This is a genomic window from Pseudomonas sp. PDM16, assembly GCF_014851865.1.
Taxonomy (GTDB): Bacteria; Pseudomonadota; Gammaproteobacteria; order Pseudomonadales; family Pseudomonadaceae; genus Aquipseudomonas.
Map to the genome: position 1 here is coordinate 505,405 of NZ_JACVAM010000003.1, position 16,169 is coordinate 521,573.

General features: G+C 64.5%; 13 protein-coding genes. 8 read left to right on the plus strand and 5 right to left on the minus strand.

The features are described from left to right. Positions 1 to 3: 3 nt before the first annotated feature. From IB234_RS14265 to IB234_RS14285, 5 genes are all read right to left on the minus strand, one after another. Positions 4 to 891, minus strand: a complete 888-nt coding sequence (locus IB234_RS14265) for a hypothetical protein (RefSeq protein ID WP_192318800.1) — start codon at positions 889 to 891, stop codon at positions 4 to 6. Beyond that, complete coding sequence (locus IB234_RS14270) at positions 884 to 3,409, minus strand: efflux RND transporter permease subunit (RefSeq protein ID WP_192318802.1); 2,526 nt, start codon at positions 3,407 to 3,409, stop codon at positions 884 to 886. The genes IB234_RS14265 and IB234_RS14270 overlap by 8 nt, the downstream gene beginning before the upstream one ends. Continuing rightward, the gene (locus tag IB234_RS14275) at positions 3,406 to 4,626 is read right to left on the minus strand and encodes an acyl-CoA dehydrogenase family protein (RefSeq protein WP_192318804.1); all 1,221 of its coding nucleotides are present in this window, start codon (positions 4,624 to 4,626) and stop codon (positions 3,406 to 3,408) included. The genes IB234_RS14270 and IB234_RS14275 overlap by 4 nt, the downstream gene beginning before the upstream one ends. A gap of 2 nt (positions 4,627 to 4,628) precedes the next feature. Then, positions 4,629 to 6,380, minus strand: coding sequence for a HesA/MoeB/ThiF family protein (locus IB234_RS14280; protein ID WP_192318807.1), 1,752 nt, complete (start codon positions 6,378 to 6,380; stop codon positions 4,629 to 4,631). Between the two features lie 226 nt (positions 6,381 to 6,606). Beyond that, entirely contained in the window at positions 6,607 to 7,485 is an 879-nt protein-coding gene (locus IB234_RS14285; protein WP_192318809.1) for a PAS domain S-box protein, read from the minus strand. A 276-nt stretch (positions 7,486 to 7,761) separates the two neighbouring features. Here IB234_RS14285 and IB234_RS14290 point away from each other — a divergent pair, with 276 nt between their 5' ends. From IB234_RS14290 to parC, 8 genes are all read left to right on the plus strand, one after another. Then, on the plus strand, positions 7,762 to 8,361 hold the full coding sequence (locus IB234_RS14290; protein ID WP_192318812.1) for an NUDIX domain-containing protein: 600 nt from the start codon (positions 7,762 to 7,764) through the stop codon (positions 8,359 to 8,361). Next, a complete protein-coding gene (locus tag IB234_RS14295) occupies positions 8,352 to 8,804 on the plus strand; it encodes a DUF1249 domain-containing protein (protein WP_192318815.1) in 453 nt (150 codons plus the stop codon). The genes IB234_RS14290 and IB234_RS14295 overlap by 10 nt, the downstream gene beginning before the upstream one ends. Positions 8,805 to 8,900: 96 nt before the next feature. Continuing rightward, positions 8,901 to 9,716, plus strand: coding sequence for a 3',5'-cyclic-AMP phosphodiesterase (gene cpdA, locus IB234_RS14300; protein ID WP_192318817.1), 816 nt, complete (start codon positions 8,901 to 8,903; stop codon positions 9,714 to 9,716). A gap of 133 nt (positions 9,717 to 9,849) precedes the next feature. Further along, positions 9,850 to 10,470 carry a YqiA/YcfP family alpha/beta fold hydrolase gene (locus tag IB234_RS14305; protein ID WP_192318819.1) on the plus strand — a complete coding sequence of 207 codons (621 nt, stop codon included), beginning with the start codon at positions 9,850 to 9,852 and terminating at the stop codon, positions 10,468 to 10,470. A gap of 6 nt (positions 10,471 to 10,476) precedes the next feature. After that, positions 10,477 to 12,375 (plus strand): DNA topoisomerase IV subunit B, encoded by a 1,899-nt coding sequence (gene parE / locus IB234_RS14310; RefSeq protein ID WP_192318822.1) that lies wholly within the window; start codon positions 10,477 to 10,479, stop codon positions 12,373 to 12,375. Continuing rightward, on the plus strand, positions 12,372 to 13,364 hold the full coding sequence (locus IB234_RS14315; protein WP_318652021.1) for an esterase-like activity of phytase family protein: 993 nt from the start codon (positions 12,372 to 12,374) through the stop codon (positions 13,362 to 13,364). The genes parE and IB234_RS14315 overlap by 4 nt, the downstream gene beginning before the upstream one ends. Before the next feature lie 35 nt (positions 13,365 to 13,399). Continuing rightward, positions 13,400 to 13,888, plus strand: coding sequence for a TIGR02281 family clan AA aspartic protease (locus IB234_RS14320; protein WP_225580613.1), 489 nt, complete (start codon positions 13,400 to 13,402; stop codon positions 13,886 to 13,888). A gap of 13 nt (positions 13,889 to 13,901) precedes the next feature. Continuing rightward, positions 13,902 to 16,160 carry a DNA topoisomerase IV subunit A gene (gene parC / locus IB234_RS14325; RefSeq protein ID WP_192318827.1) on the plus strand — a complete coding sequence of 753 codons (2,259 nt, stop codon included), beginning with the start codon at positions 13,902 to 13,904 and terminating at the stop codon, positions 16,158 to 16,160. The last annotated feature ends 9 nt before the right edge of the window (positions 16,161 to 16,169 follow it).

A 16,169-nucleotide genomic window follows, 5' to 3' on the forward strand; every position in this document is an offset into this window, starting at 1 on the left:
TCCTTAACGACAGTCGACTGTCAGGTAGCTGTTCGGGGTGGATGACCAGCGAGCCGTGGTGTCCAGGCGGTAGCCCGGCAGGGATGGGGTGTCCGGACGCTGGCGACCGAGCACAACCACCTTGAGGCGCTGGAAGTCGGGCCGGGCCAGGTCCTGCAGATCGCGGCTGCGCAGACTCTCGGCGATCAGGTAGAGCTGGCCGACCTCGTCATCGCTGGCCGGGAGGCCGGACTCGCCGTTCAACACCTGCCGCAGGTAGGCCAGGATGTCTGCAGCCGAGTAGGCCTGCAGGCTGCGCTCACGCAGGGTCACGGTGGCCTGCTGCAGCGCCTGCAGGGTGGCGGTGCGCGATGGCACCGCCCCTTCGGCCTGCAGCGTCCACTCGTTGAGCTGGAAGCCCTCCAGCGCCCCTTGTGCACCACTGGCGACGCGGCAGTTGGGGTTGAAGTCCGCCGCCAGGTGCTTGGCGTAACTCAGCAGCAGCTCGGCCTTCTCGGCCTTGGCGTAGGGTTGCGCCAGGCGCAGCCAGAAATGCGTGCCGTCGTGCTGGGCAGTAACCAGGCGTGGGCCAAGCAGCGGATGCGTCTCGACCAGGCCGGCCAGGGTCTTGAGGCCAGCTGGAGTCAGCTCACGGGTCTCGATCAACCGGCGGAAGCGCACATCGTCCCCCTGGGTGGCGATGGCGTTGGTGCTGGCCAGGCTGTCCAGGGACTGGATCGGCGTCCGTCCCTGGCCATCCTTCACTTCCCACAGGTTCTGCGTGGCACCTACCAGTTGCTGCAGGTGCCCCGCCTGATACAGGTCGCCGCCGGGGTAAAGGGTCAGCGCCAGCCAGTCCTGAGCGCCCGCCGGCAGGGCCACGCACAGCAGCCAGAGCAGATGCTTACGCATTGACCGGCTCCAGTTGCGCAGTGGGCTGCGACTCCTGACGGGTACGCACGAACACCGGCAGCACCAGCAGGGCGAACAGCGCGGCGAACAGCATGGTCAGGGAGATGAAGAAGCCCAGGTTGACCAGCGCCTCGTAGCCCGACAGGCATAGCACCAGGAAGCCCAGACCGAGCGCCAGGGTATTGATTAGGATCGGCTTGCCGGTGTGCCGCAAGGCGTACTGGGTGGCCTCCTGGGGTGTGCCTTTGCTGTGGCGCATGGCGGCGATCACATGGATGGCGTAGTCGATGCCAATGCCGAAGGAGATGGCCGCAATGATCGAGGTGCCGATGTCCAGGTCGGTGCCGGACAGCGCCATCAGTCCACTGATGCCGACCAGGGTAAACAACAGCGGCAGCAGCGCGACGAAGCCCAGGCGGATCGAGTGGAACATGGCCATGACCATCAGGATGATCATCGCAGGCGACGACAGAATGCTGTTGATCTGCCCCCACACCACCGCGTCAGTGGTGGCCACCAGCACCTCGCCGTAACCAGACACGCGCACGGTCATGCCGACGGGTAGCGTGTCACGGGCGAAGGCCAGGGTGTCCTTCATCACTGCGCCGACCTCCGAGGAACGGTCGGTGTGCAGGATGGCCAGCACCCGACCGCTCTGGAAGCGGCGGTCGACCACGTCGAACAGGTCTCGGCCATTGGCGTTCTCGTAGAGCAGGAAGTACTGCGCCAGCAAGGTGCCGCTGATGTCATCCGGCAGGCGGTACTGCTCGGCGGCGAACTCGTCCTGGGTCACCTGGTGCAGGCGCTTGACGAAGTCGGCCGCCGAATAGGTGAAGCCAACCAGTTGCTGCTCGCGCAGGTAGTCCTGGATGCGCGCCACCGCCTGGATCACGGCTGGGTCCTTGAACACGTCGACCTGCTCGCTCTCGATCATCACGCTGATCGGCGTGGTGCCGCCGAACTTGGCGTTGATCGCCGCGTCGTCCTGGCGGATGCGGCTGTCTTCCTGGAAGTAACCGATCACCTGGTTGTCCACGGTGAGGTTCTCCACCACGTACCAGCTGCACAGCACGATCGCCACCAGCATGCCTAGGGCCAGGCGCTTGCCGTAGCGGGCGAAATGGCCAAGGCGATCAATCATGCGGTCCAGGCGATCGCTGACCAGCAGGCCGTGGCGCGGCGGCTCGGCCTTCCACAGGATGACGATGGCCGGCAGGAAAACGATGGTGATCAGCCAGGCGAAGAAGATGCCGAAGCCAGTGAACACGCCGAACTCGAGGATGAAGGTGACGTCGGTCCAGGCCAGCGAGAAGAAGCCGACCAGGGTGGTCATGCAGGTCACAAACATCGGCCAGAACAGCTGTTGCATCACCTTGAAGGCGGTGTCGATGCGCGCCTGGCGATCCGGATTGGGCGGCAGGTTGCGGTAATAGTCGGAGAGGAAGTGGATGGCGTCGCAAACGGCGATGGAGATGATGAACACCGGCATCATCGAGGTGATTATGTTCTGCTTCACGCCACACGCGGCCATCAGACCGAGGGTCCAGATCAGACTGAAGATGGCGATCAGCAACGGCGCCACCACGCCCTGCAGGCGACCGAAGCTGACGAACAGGATCAGCAGGATCACCAGCAGCACGGCCGGCAGCAGGGTCTGATTGTCCTTCTCCATGTTCGACGCGGTCTGCGCGGCGATCATCGGTGGGCCGCTGAGATACAGGCTGTCGTCACTCTGCACCTGGTCGGTGATCGCGACGATGGCCTGGTAGGCCTGCAGCATGGCCGGCGAGTCGTCCTGGGCGATGTTGAACTCGACCTGGATGGTGGTGGCGCTGCCATCGCGCGACACCAGGCTGTCGAGGAACAGCGGGTTGCCCATGGCCTCGGCCCGCAGTGCATCGAGTCCGGCCTTGTCCTGCGGCACACGCGGCATCAGCGGATGCACGTCGAGCGCCTCGTCGACAGTCAGCATGTTCTCAATGGTGACCAGGCTGCGCACCTTGCGGATCGGCACCAGCCGGGTCTGCAAGCTGTCCAGCCAGGCTTCCTGGGTGTGGTTGAGCTGATCGGTCTCGAGCAGACGCTGCTTCAGCGCGACCAGGCGCGACTGGTCGGCCGGCGTCAGGCCGCCTTCGAGGATGGCCTCGACATCCGCCTCCAAACGGCTGTCCAGGCGCAGAGCTTGGAGCTTGTCGGTGTCACTGGGCTGCACCAGCTCGATGGCCTGGAAGGCTCGGGTCAACTCGGCCACCAGCTTCAGGCTGGTCGGATTGAAGATATTGCCCTGCGGATTTTCCAGGGCGATGAAGGCCTGCTCGCCGGTATTGGAGAACAGGCGCTTGTTGTCGGCATCGGCCATCCGGCTGGGGTGGCTCTTGTCGATCATGTAGGGCGTGCTGTTGATCTCCAGGCGGCCTGCGCTGACCACCGCCAGGGCGGTGACCAGCAGCAGGATGGCCAGCATCAGCCAAGGCCGATGCAGCATCCAGGAGAGCAGCGCGACGGCGCGGGTCTTCATGCGGCAGCTCCTTCGCTCTCGCGGGTGTAGGCGTCGAGGCGCAGGTCATCCTTGGTCTTGCTGCCGTCCTGGGCTTCGGCCACCAGGTTGGTCCAGATCACGTGCTTGTGGATTTCGCTGGTGCCGCCGGCGAAGAACAGGCCGATGGAGTCGCGCAGCAGCCGCTCGTAGTAGTTGTCGCGGCGGTAGCCGTAGTTGCCGTGGATGCGCATGGCGTTGAGGCAGGTCTCGTGCAGCGCCTCGCTGGCCAGCATCTTGATGATCGAGGCCAGGGTCGAGCAGTCGCGGCCCTGCTCCAGCTCGGTAAGACCGCGCACCATGACGCCGCGCAGGAGCTCCAGCTGGGTGTAGGCCTGGACGATATGGCCCTGGACATACTGGTTGTCGCTGATAGGCCGACCAAAGGCCTGGCGCTTGAGGCTGTATTGCAGGCATTCGTCGATCAGCGGCTGCATGCAGCCGGACACCACAACGCCGGTGAAGATGCGCTCGACCAGGAAGCCGAAATACAGCACGCGCAGCCCTTGTCCTTCGGCGCCGATCAGGCTGTCGGCGTCTAGCGCCACTTCGTCGAAATTCAGACTGCCTATCGGCGTGCCGCGATTGCCCATCAGCTCGAACGGAGCGGATTGCGTCAGGCCTGGCTTGGCGGTTTCGGTGATGAAGCAGGAGATGGCATTGGCACCCGCCTCGTCGAGGCGGGCGAAGGTCATGCAGATGTCCGCCACTGGCGCGTTGGTGATGTTCCATTTCAGGCCGTTGAGGCGGTAGCCGCTGCCATCACGGCGCGCCGCCAGCTTCAGCGAGCGCACGTCGGAGCCACAGCCCTGCTCGGTGATGGCGAAGCAGCCGATCTTGTCACCGCTGACCAGCGGCGGCAGCCATTTCTGCAGCTGTTCCTGGCTGCCGTAGCTGAGCAACGCCGACTGTACCAGGGCGACCTGGGCGACGAAGGACACGAGCACCCCCATGTCCTGGCAGCCCTCGGAGAAGCCTTCCAGTGCCGCAGAAAACTCCCAGATACCGAGGCCCTGGCCACCGTACTGCTTAGGCATGTGTACGCCGAACAGGCCGCTGCGGCCAAGGGCCTGCCACAACTCACGATCAAAGCCCAGTTGCTGGTCGCGCAGCGCGGAGGTGGGACGCACCAGCTCGCGGGCGACTTCCAGGTAGTGGGCGCGAATGGCCTGCTGTTGCTCGTTCCATGTGCTGTTCATATTCATGCTCCTATGTGCAGGGTGTTCTGCTGCTTGATGTCGCGCAGCTGAGAAAGGAATTCGTCGCCGTCGAGCTCGATCAGGCCCTCGACCTGTGCTACCCGCTCGCGGTCCATGGCGTCGAGGAACAACCAGAAGGGATGCACCTCGCGGCCCTGGTAGCGATTGGCGTAGAGGTGCTGAGGCGGGATGCTGGCGGTGCGTGCCGGCAGGATCTGCGGGCGGAAGCCGAAGAAGCTGAGGTTGCGCAGGGTCACCTGGCGCTCGCCGTCACCGACCATCGCCACCACGCCGCTGTCGGCGCTGCCCAGCACCTTGCCGTAGGCGCTGAGCAGCATCAGGCCGACCTTGGCCTCCAACACCGGATCACCGATCTGCGCCTTGGTCACCCGGCCGATTTCACGCACCTGCTCCACCGGCACGGCACGCAGCTCGTCGACCTGGTCGTAGAGGTCACGACCGAAGGCGGTCTCCACGCCGAAGGCCGGGCGCTGCGGGTCATCGAAGCGCTTGCCGCGAATGATTGGCGCCTTGAGGGTGGAATAGGCCAGCAGTTGGTGGTCGCTCTCGCGCGCCAGAACGATGTGCACGTCCTCCTGGGCCAGATGCTCCAGCGGCTCGGCGTGCAGCTGGCGATAAGCGGCAACCTGAGGGTTGATGAAGCCGACCTTGGCATAGTGGACGAAAGCGAATCGCAGCAGTTGGCGAGTCAGGTTGTTGTCCAGCTGGTAGTTGGGGATGGCGTAGGTGACAACGCCGGCACGGCGGTCGATGCAGAACTGCTGGTAGCCGCTCAGCCCCGCCAGTTGCGGCGGCTGGTAGTGGGCCACAGAGCGCTCGAGGAAGAACGCATCCGGCCGATCCGGTGGCAGTTGGCGCCACTGGGCCAACGCCTGGCGCCCCTGGTCCAGCTTGCTCTGATGGTCGCGCTCGCCTTGGGCATCACGGCGCCGGACCAGCTCCCAGACGTCGACATAGATCGCGTCGCGCACCGGGCGACCATTGATCAGGTCGAGGATCAGTGCGGTCGCCAGGGTGCCGAACAGGTGGGCAGCGATACCCAGCTGCGAGGTGTAGTCCTTGCCGGCCAGGTGGCGGTCCAGCTCGGCGTACATTTCCAGCGGCACGCATTCGACGGGGATCAGGAAGGTGCAGGCCTGCAACGGATCGAGAGTGGCAACCTGCTCGGCACTGAGCAGATTGCCCAGCACCTCCAAGTCCGGGTTGCGGTAGTCGAACACAGGAATGTACTGCGCCGCAGCCATGTCGTAGCCGCACACTACCGGCTTGTACTGGCGCTGGCAGACGCGATGCAGCAGGTACTTCATCTCCAGCCCGGAGCGACCGGTGACGTCCACCGCATCCACCACCACATCAGCCTGGGCGACCATGGCTTCGACGTTATCCGGGGTAATACCTCGCTCGTGCAGCTGCAGCTTGATGTGCGGGTTGATCTGCCGCACACGCTCGGCGAACACCTCGACCTTGGAGCGCCCGATGTCGCCAATCACCATGTTCTGCCGGTTGGCGTTGTTCAGCTCGTAGCTGCCGTTATCGGCCAGGATCAGGTGCTCCGCACCGCTGCGCACCAACAGCTCGATCACGCTACCGCCGGTGGAGCCGCAACCCGCCACGAGGATCACTGCCTCGCGCAGACCGCACTGGTCGTCGGTACTGATGAACCCGGCATTGCGCAGGGTGAGTTCACGATAGAACTGGTCGTGATCCAGAGGGGGCTGCTGTGGGTGGCTCATCGTTGCGTCCTGCTGAGTAGAGAGGCGGGCATCCTATTCAGCGGTTTAATGGCACAACAAGGACCAAAAGGCCTTCGCTGTCATTAACAACAAACACCCATAAGCAATTGATTTAAAAATGATTTTTATATGTGATCACAGATATTAAGGGCACAGAAACGACAACCGCCCCGGATTGGGGCGGCTGGTCATGGAACCGTCATGAGAAAAACCGGTCGCGCAGGCTCTAGCTCACGAGTTTGTGAAGGTTCTGCGGCACCTTCGCCAACTCCCAGAGGAAGCTGTCGAGTTTGAAGGTGGAAGTGCGGATCTTTTCCTCTATGTCCTGCAGCTCACGGAACACATCCTGATAACGCTGTTCGCGACGAACGGCGGCGAGAGCCTCGTTGATTCGCTCAGGCTGTGCACCGATGTACTCACGTACGCGCTTGCCATCCTTCTGTGGACGCACGAGATAGAGGTAGCGCTGCTGATGCCAGTAGGGCGTGGCGGCGATGCGCGGCGACCCCTGCAGCGCTTCGAACTCGGCCAGCAGGTTCATGCGCAGGGACTTGAGACTGTCGAGCTGTTCGGAAATACGCCAGACCTTCTGCCCCAGGCTCTCCTGATCGCCAAGCTTCTGCGCGTGGGTCTCGCGGTGAGAGATATCGGTGACCGTCAGCAGGCTGCCGCGATCGCTGCCGTCAGCGCTGGGAATCGGCGTGGCGCTCATCTGCACCCAGCGCACCTGGCCATCTTGAGCCTGGATGCGCATCGGGTAACGCTCGGCGGATGGTCCCTCTCGGCGCTGCATCAGCACCACCTCGACCAGATCGGCCGACAACATCTGGGCCAGAGGCCGCCCAAGCGCCTCCGCCGATGAATAGCCAAGAAACTGCTGCATGAAAGGGTTCATGTAGGTAATGCGACCGAATGGATCGAGAACCACCAGGCCTTCCTGCGCCTGCTCCACCAGATTCTGGTAGCAGCGCGTTTCACCTGCGCTGTAGCAACTGGCCACACGCAAACGGGGCTCTTCACCGAACTCGGCGTCGGTGTAGGCCACCGGGATATCCATGTCCGGGTCATATTGCCGGAGCAGATCAATCAGCTCTGCAGCGCGCATTTCCCCTACCTCCATGTTGAAGTCGATACCGACGGCCCGAGTATACTCATGGGTAGTCAATGAAAAAGACTGCTATTTACGATAAATGCCGAACGGCTAGGCATATCGAACGTCACACTGTCGTGACTGGGCGGTGGAATGCTGCCCCTGGCGCCGCGAACGTCGGCAACGACAGCCTTGCCAAAGGCCCTGCACGGCGCGCACATTTCCATCACAAGCCTGATCGAGACGGCTGGATTTCCGCAGGGCCTGCCCCTGCCAAAAGGGGAGAGTTGCATGTCAAATGCCGATGTCGAGGTGCTCCAGCGCGAGACCTGCTTCAAGGGCTTCTACCGCCTGGACCGCCTGCATCTGCGCCACCGCCAGTTCGCCGGCGGCATGGGCCCGCAACTCAGCCGGGAACTGTTCGTGCGCCACGACGCCGTTTGCGTCCTGCCCTATGACCCGCAGCGCGACAGTGTGGTGCTGATCGAGCAGTTTCGCGTCGGCGCCATGGACAAGAGTGCCAATCCCTGGCTGATGGAACTGGTGGCCGGACTGATCGACAAGGATGAACAACCCGAAGAAGTGGCCCACCGCGAGGCCGAGGAAGAGGCTGACCTGAAACTGACAGCACTCTGGCCCATCACCCAGTACTACCCCTCTCCCGGTGGTTCCGACGAACGCGTATACCTTTACGTCGGCCGTTGCGATAGCGAAGGCGTCGGTGGCGTGCACGGCCTGGCCGAGGAAGGCGAAGACATCCGCGTTCATGTCTGGCCACTGGAGAGCGCACTGCAAGCGGTGAAAGACGGTCGCATCGACAACGCCGCCAGCATCATCGCTCTGCAATGGCTGGCCTTGAACCGCGCCGAAGTGCGGGGGCTGTGGTCATGAACCTGCTGCGCGAGCGCTATCGGGTCGACCTGGTCGAACTGCAGGCCGCTTGCGAAGCCAACTATGCGCGCCTGCTGCGCCTGCTACCGGATATGCGCGTGGCCCAGGGCGAGCGCCGCGTCGCCTTGAGCCAGGGCGACCTGCTGCTCGGCGTGCTGCTGATCCGCGTTACCGAGAACTGCCCCTACACCACCACCCTGGAAGTGCGCCAGGAGCACAGCCTGCCATGGCTGCCGGCACCGCGACTGGAGGTGCGCGCCTACCACGACGCGCGCATGGCCGAGGTAATAGGTGCAGAAAACGCCCGGCGCTTCCGCGGGATCTACCCCTACCCGAATGCAGCCATGCACCAACCAGACGAAAAGACCCAGCTGAATCTGTTCCTCGGCGAATGGTTAAGCCATTGCATCGCCTGCGGACACGAACTCGTCACCGTGCTGTGATCACAACTGCGCAAATGTGACAGGTTCACGTTTGCCGGGTTTACCTAATCCCGTTTCACCCACCATAATCCTGGGAACCCGCCCAGGAGTTGGCCCTTGTCGCGCCCGTCGTCTCTTGCCCCCGATCGCCCGGTGCTGCTCGTGCAGTTGTCGGACAGTCATCTTTTTGCCGAGGAAGACGGCAAACTGCTGGGCATGAACACCCATGACAGCCTGGCCAAGGTCGTTGATCGTGTGCAAGCAGAACAGCCGGAGATCGACCTAATCCTCGCCACCGGCGATCTCTCGCAGGACGGCAGCGTGGCCTCCTACCAGCGCTTCGGCCAACTCACCGCCGCTCTCGATACTCTCACTCGCTGGTTCCCCGGCAACCATGACGAGCTGCCAGCCATGCGCGAGGCCTGCAATGGCAGCGATCTATTGCAGCCGGTGGTGGATCTGGGCAACTGGCGCATCACCTTGCTCGACTCATCGATCCCCGGTGCAGTACCTGGCTACCTGGCAGACGATCAGCTGGAACTGCTGGAAAAGGCCCTCAGCGAAGCCCCTGAGCGCCACCATCTGGTGTGCTTCCACCATCACCCGGTGCCCATCGGCTGCCGCTGGATGGATCCGATCGGCATTCGCAACCCGGACTCGCTATTCGCAGTGCTGGACCGCTATCCGCAGGTCAAGGCCGTGCTCTGGGGTCACGTGCACCAGGAGTTCGACCAGCAGCGCGGCAACGTTCGCCTTCTTGCATCGCCGTCCACCTGCGTACAGTTCGCCCCCGGCAGCGAGGAATTCCAGGTCGATACCACCGCCCCCGGTTATCGCTGGTTGCGCCTGCATAACGACGGAAAGCTTGAGACAGGCGTCTCTCGGGTCACCGGAATCCACTTCGAAGTCGACTACAGTATCAAGGGCTACTGATCGTCGGCGTTCAGGTGCGCGGGGTGCCGTCCTACATATACATGTTCCTGCACGGCCGCAAACCAACTCCAGGCCTATACCTGAGGTGTCAATGCTTGCGGCTTCGGCCGCCTAGCTTGTAGCCTCCCGCTCCATGAATCCCAGCATCCTCTATATCCACGGCCTCAACAGCTCGCCCGCCTCGACCAAGGCCAGCCAGTTGTTCAGGGCGGCCGAACATGGCGGCATCACTCGGCATCTGCGCGTGCCGGCCCTGCATCACCACCCGCGTCAGGCCATGCAGCAGCTGCAGACAGCCATCGCCGAGCTGGGCCGGCCTTTGCTGGTTGGCAGCTCCCTGGGCGGTTATTACGCCACCCACCTTGCGGAGCAGCACGGTCTCTCCGCCCTGCTGATCAACCCGGCCGTGCGCCCGCACCGGCTGTTCGGTGGCAAGGAGGTCGAGCAGACCAATTACTACACCAACGAGACCTGGCTGCTGACCGTTGATCACGTCGCCGCCCTGCAGGAGCTGGAGACAGCCGAACCGCAGGACGCAGCCCGTTACCATGTGTGGCTGCAAACCATGGATGAGACCCTCGACTACCGCCAGGCCGAGGCCTTCTACACCGGCTGCACACTGGACATTCAGGAAGGCGGCGACCACAGCTACCAGGGCTTCGCCCAGCGCATCCCGGAAATCCTCGCACTGGCCGGCTTTGCCCCCGCCCTCTGGGCCGATTTCGACTTTTCCACCCTTTTGAAGAAGACCTGAACGCTTATGGCCCAGCAGAACGCCTATAACGCCGATGCCATCGAAGTACTGTCCGGTCTGGACCCGGTGCGCAAGCGCCCGGGCATGTACACCGACACCGCGCGGCCCAACCACCTGGCCCAGGAAGTCATCGACAACAGCGTCGACGAAGCGCTGGCCGGCCACGCCAAGGTCATCCAGGTCATCCTCCACGACGACAACTCGCTGGAAGTGGTCGACGACGGCCGCGGCATGCCGGTCGACATCCACCCGGAAGAAGGCATCCCCGGTGTCGAGCTGATCCTCACCAAGCTGCACGCCGGCGGCAAGTTCTCCAACAAGAACTACCAGTTCTCTGGCGGCCTGCACGGCGTGGGTATCTCCGTAGTGAACGCCCTGTCCAACCAGGTCGAGGTCAAGGTCAAGCGTGACGGCAACGAGCACCGCATGACCTTCGCCGACGGTTTCAAGGCCACCGACCTGGAAGTGATTGGCACGGTCGGCAAGCGCAACACCGGCACCAGTGTGCGCTTCTGGCCCGACCCGAAGTACTTCGACTCACCGAAGTTCTCCATCAGCCGCCTGAAGCATGTGCTGAAGGCCAAGGCCGTGCTGTGCCCGGGCCTGGAGGTTACCTTCACCGACAAGAACAACGGCGAAACCACCCGTTGGTACTTCGAGGACGGCCTGCGCTCTTACCTCGTCGACGCGGTCAGCGAATTCGTGCGCCTGCCCGACGAACCGTTCTGCGGCTCCCTGGCCGGCAACAAGGAGGCGGTCGATTGGGCCCTGCTGTGGCTGCCGGAAGGCGGCGAGTCGCTGCAGGAAAGCTACGTCAACCTGATCCCCACCGCCCAGGGCGGCACCCACGTCAACGGCCTACGCCAGGGCCTGCTCGACGCCATGCGCGAGTTTTGCGAGTTCCGCAACCTGCTGCCGCGCGGCGTGAAGCTGGCCCCGGAAGACGTCTGGGAGCGTATCGCCTTCGTCCTCTCGATGAAGATGCAGGACGCCCAGTTCTCCGGCCAGACCAAAGAACGCCTGTCCTCCCGCGAGGCTTCGGCGTTCGTCTCCGGCGTGGCCAAGGACGCCTTCAGCCTGTGGCTCAATGCCCATCCGGAAACCGGCCTGCTCCTGGCCGAGCAGGCTATCGGCAACGCCGGGCGTCGTCTCAAGGCCGGCAAGAAGGTCGAGCGCAAGAAGATCACCCAGGGCCCGGCACTGCCCGGCAAGCTGGCCGACTGCGCGGGCCAGGACCCGATGCGCTCCGAACTGTTCCTGGTCGAGGGTGACTCCGCCGGTGGTTCGGCCAAGCAGGCGCGCGACAAGGAGTTCCAGGCGATCCTGCCGCTGCGCGGCAAGATCCTCAACACCTGGGAAGTCGACGGCGGCGAAGTGCTGGCCAGCCAGGAAGTGCACAACATCGCCGTGGCCATCGGCGTCGATCCGGGCTCGGCCGATCTTGGCGAGCTGCGCTACGGCAAGGTCTGCATCCTCGCCGACGCCGACTCCGACGGCCTGCATATCGCCACGCTGATCTGCGCCCTGTTCGTTCGCCACTTCCGCCCGCTGGTGGATGCCGGCCACGTCTACGTGGCCATGCCGCCGCTGTACCGCATCGATCTGGGCAAGGAGATCTTCTACGCCCTCGACGAAGCCGAGCGCGACGGCATCCTCGATCGCCTGGTGGCCGAGAAGCGCCGTGGCAAGCCGCAGGTCACCCGCTTCAAAGGCCTGGGTGAAATGAACCCGCCGCAGCTGCGCGAAACCACCATGGACCCCAACACCCGCCGCCTGGTGCAGCTGACCCTGGAAGACTTCGAGGGCACGCTGGAGATCATGGACATGCTGCTGGCGAAGAAACGCGCCGGTGACCGCAAGAGCTGGCTGGAAGCCAAGGGCAACCTCGCGGAGGTTCTCGCGTGAGGCTGGGCCTGGCCCTCGCCGGCCTGCTGTTCGCCTCCGCTGCCCTCGCCGCCGAAAAGCCGACCGAACTGACTCAGCTGGAGCTGCTGGCCGAACACCCGGTGGACGGCATGGCGGCAGGCAACCTGTCCGGCCTGACCCGTTGCGGCGAGGAATGGCTGGTCGTGTCCGACCGTGAGGACGATCGCCTGTACCGGCTGCTGCCGGCCGACGGCGCCTGGCAGGCCGAGGCGGAAACCTTCGACGCGCCGCCAGTGCCGCCCAGCGCCCTGCCATGGGGCCTGCGCATGCGTACCTGGCTGGCCAATCAGGTACGTGGCGGCGAGCTGGACTTCGAGAGCATCAGTTGCGACGCCAAGGGCAATCGCTACCTGCTCAGCGAGGCACACACCGCCTTGCTCCAGGTCGGCCCCAGCGGCATGGCCGAATGGCTACCACTGCCCGAGGGCCTTATCCGTCAGGCTCGTGCCAGTGGCATGCTGCTGCGCCACAACGCCCTCCTCGAAGGCCTGACCATCGACCCGGCTGGCGAGCGCTTGTGGCTGGCCGCCGAGCGCGAACGCCGCGGCCTGCTGGTGCTGCACAAGGACAAGGGCCGCTGGCGCTGCACCGGCGGCTGCATCCTGATGTCCGAAGCCGGCCAGCTGCGCTCACCGCTCACGCCTCAGAGCGACAAGCGCTACCCACGCAGCTTTGGCGACCTGTCCTTCCTCGACGGCAAACTGTTCAGCCTGGAGCGTCTGGAGCACCGCATCTGTCGCCGCAGCCCGACCACCGGTGCGGAAGAGAAATGCTGGTCCTTCGCCGCTGCCGCACTGACCCAGGAGCGCCGCTACCCCGAGCCCTACGGCAACGCCGAGGCCCTGTGGCTGGACAAGGATGGCGCCTGGCTGGGTGTGGACAACAACGACCTGGCCCGCGCCGACGGCGAGCGCCGCCCACTGCTCTGGCACTTCAAGGCGCCAGCCGGCGGCTGGAGCGCACCGTGAGCGACAGACCCGCCGGCCAGCGTGCCGCCCGCGTGATGCTGATCCTGGCCTGGATAGTCGCTCTGGCCCTGGCCACCTACTGGTTCGGCAACTGGGAAGAGCAGCGCGACAACCCCAATCGCCAGCTGCAGTCGGTACACGGCGACGGCTATATCGAGGTGCGCCTGGCCAGCAGCCGCGGTGGCCACTATGTGCTGGACGGCAAGATCAATACGCGCACGGTGACCTTCCTGCTGGATACCGGCGCCACCGCCGTGGCCGTACCGCAGAAGCTGGCCGGCGAACTCGGCCTGCAACCCGGCGCACCGGTGCAGATTCGCACGGCCAACGGTACCGTCACCGGCTGGCGCACCCGCCTCGACCTGCTGCAGCTCGGTGACATCCAGCTGCGCGACGTGGCGGCGCTGATCACGCCTGGCATGGAAGGCGAAGAGGTGCTGCTCGGCATGAGCGCCCTCAAGCAACTCGAATTCACTCAAAAGGGTGGCACCCTGGTGCTGCGCCAATCGACTTCACTGAAATGACCCTGAGGCACGCATGAGCGACTCCCTCGACTTGAGCCTGGAAGGCGTGGAACGCCGTTCCCTAGCCGACTTCACCGAGCAGGCTTATCTCAACTACTCCATGTACGTGATCATGGACCGCGCCCTGCCGCACATCGGCGACGGCCTCAAGCCGGTGCAACGACGCATCGTCTACGCCATGAGCGAGCTGGGCCTGGACGCCGACTCCAAGCACAAGAAATCGGCGCGTACCGTCGGTGACGTGCTCGGTAAGTTCCACCCGCACGGCGACAGCGCCTGCTACGAGGCCATGGTGCTGATGGCGCAGCCGTTCAGCTACCGCTACACCCTGGTCGACGGCCAGGGCAACTGGGGTGCGCCGGACGATCCCAAGTCCTTCGCCGCCATGCGTTACACCGAGGCTCGCCTGTCGCGTTACTCCGAGGTGCTGCTCAGCGAGCTAGGCCAGGGCACCGTGGACTGGGTGCCGAACTTCGACGGCACCCTCGACGAGCCGGCGACCCTACCGGCGCGTCTGCCGAACATCCTGCTCAACGGCACCACCGGCATCGCCGTGGGCATGGCCACCGACGTGCCGCCGCATAACCTGCGCGAAGTCGCCAGCGCCTGTGTACGCCTGCTGGATGAGCCGAACGCCACCGTCGAGCAGCTGTGCGAGCACATTCTTGGCCCGGACTTCCCCACCGAGGCGGAAGTCATCACGCCCAAGGCCGACCTGCTGAAGATCTACGAAACCGGTAAGGGCTCGGTGCGTATGCGCGCCGTGTATCGCGTCGAGGACGGCGACATCGTGGTCACCGCCCTGCCGCACCAGGTTTCCGGAGCCAAGGTGCTGGAGCAGATCGCCGCGCAGATGCAGGCGAAGAAGCTGCCGATGGTCGCCGACCTGCGCGACGAGTCGGACCACGAGCACCCGACCCGCATCGTCATCATCCCGCGCTCCAACCGTGTGGATGCCGACGAACTGATGCAGCACCTGTTCGCTACCACGGACCTGGAGTCCAGCTACCGGGTCAACACCAACGTCATCGGCCTCGACGGCAAGCCGTCCGTCAAGGACCTGCGCACCCTGCTCACCGAGTGGCTGCAGTACCGCGTCGGCACCGTGCGTCGTCGCCTGCAGTTCCGCCTGGACAAGGTGGAGAAGCGCCTGCACCTGTTGGAAGGCTTGCTCGCTGCCTTCCTCAACCTGGATGAAGTGATCCACATCATCCGCACTGAGGACTCGCCCAAGCCGGTGCTGATGGAGCGCTTCGGCCTCACCGAGATCCAGGCCGACTACATCCTCGACACCCGCCTGCGTCAGCTGGCGCGCCTGGAAGAAATGAAAATCCGTGGCGAGCAGGACGAGCTGGCCAAGGAGCGCGCCAAGCTGCTGGCCCTGCTCGGCAGCGAAACCAAGCTGAAGAAGCTGGTGCGCCAGGAAATACTCGACGACGCAGAGAAGTACGGCGATGACCGCCGCTCGCCGATCGTCGCCCGCGCCGAGGCCAAGGCCCTGTCCGAAACCGAGCTGATGCCGACCGAACCGGTCACCGTGGTGCTCTCGGAAAAAGGCTGGGTGCGCTGCGCCAAGGGCCACGACATCGACGCCACCGGCCTGTCGTACAAGGCCGGCGACGGTTTCAAAACGTCTGCGCCGGGTCGCTCGAACCAGTACGCCGTGTTCATCGACTCGACCGGGCGCAGCTACTCGCTGGCCGCTCACAGCCTGCCATCCGCGCGAGGCCAGGGCGAGCCGCTCACCGGCCGCCTGCAGCCGCCACCGGGCGCGACCTTCGATTGCGTACTGCTGCCGGACGACAACGCGCTGTATGTAATCGCCTCGGACGCCGGCTACGGCTTCGTGGTCAAGGGTGAAGACCTGCAGGCCAAGAACAAGGCCGGCAAGACCCTGCTGACCCTGCCGAGCGGCGCCCTGGTGGTGCCGCCCAAGCCGGTGGCCAACCGCGAGGAAGACTGGCTGGCGGCGGTGACCACCGAAGGTCGCCTGCTGCTGTTCAAGGTCGCCGACCTGCCGCAACTGGGCAAAGGCAAGGGCAACAAGATCATCGGCATCCCCGGTGAGCGCGTGGCCAGCCGCGAGGAATACCTCACCGACCTGGCCGTGCTGCCGAGCGGCGCCACCCTGGTGCTGCAGGCCGGCAAGCGCACCCTGTCGCTCAAGCCGGACGATCTGGAGCACTACAAGGGCGAGCGCGGACGCCGTGGCAACAAGCTGCCACGCGGCTTCCAGCGGGTCGACCAACTGCTGGTGGAAAGCCCGGCCTGAGCCCGAGCG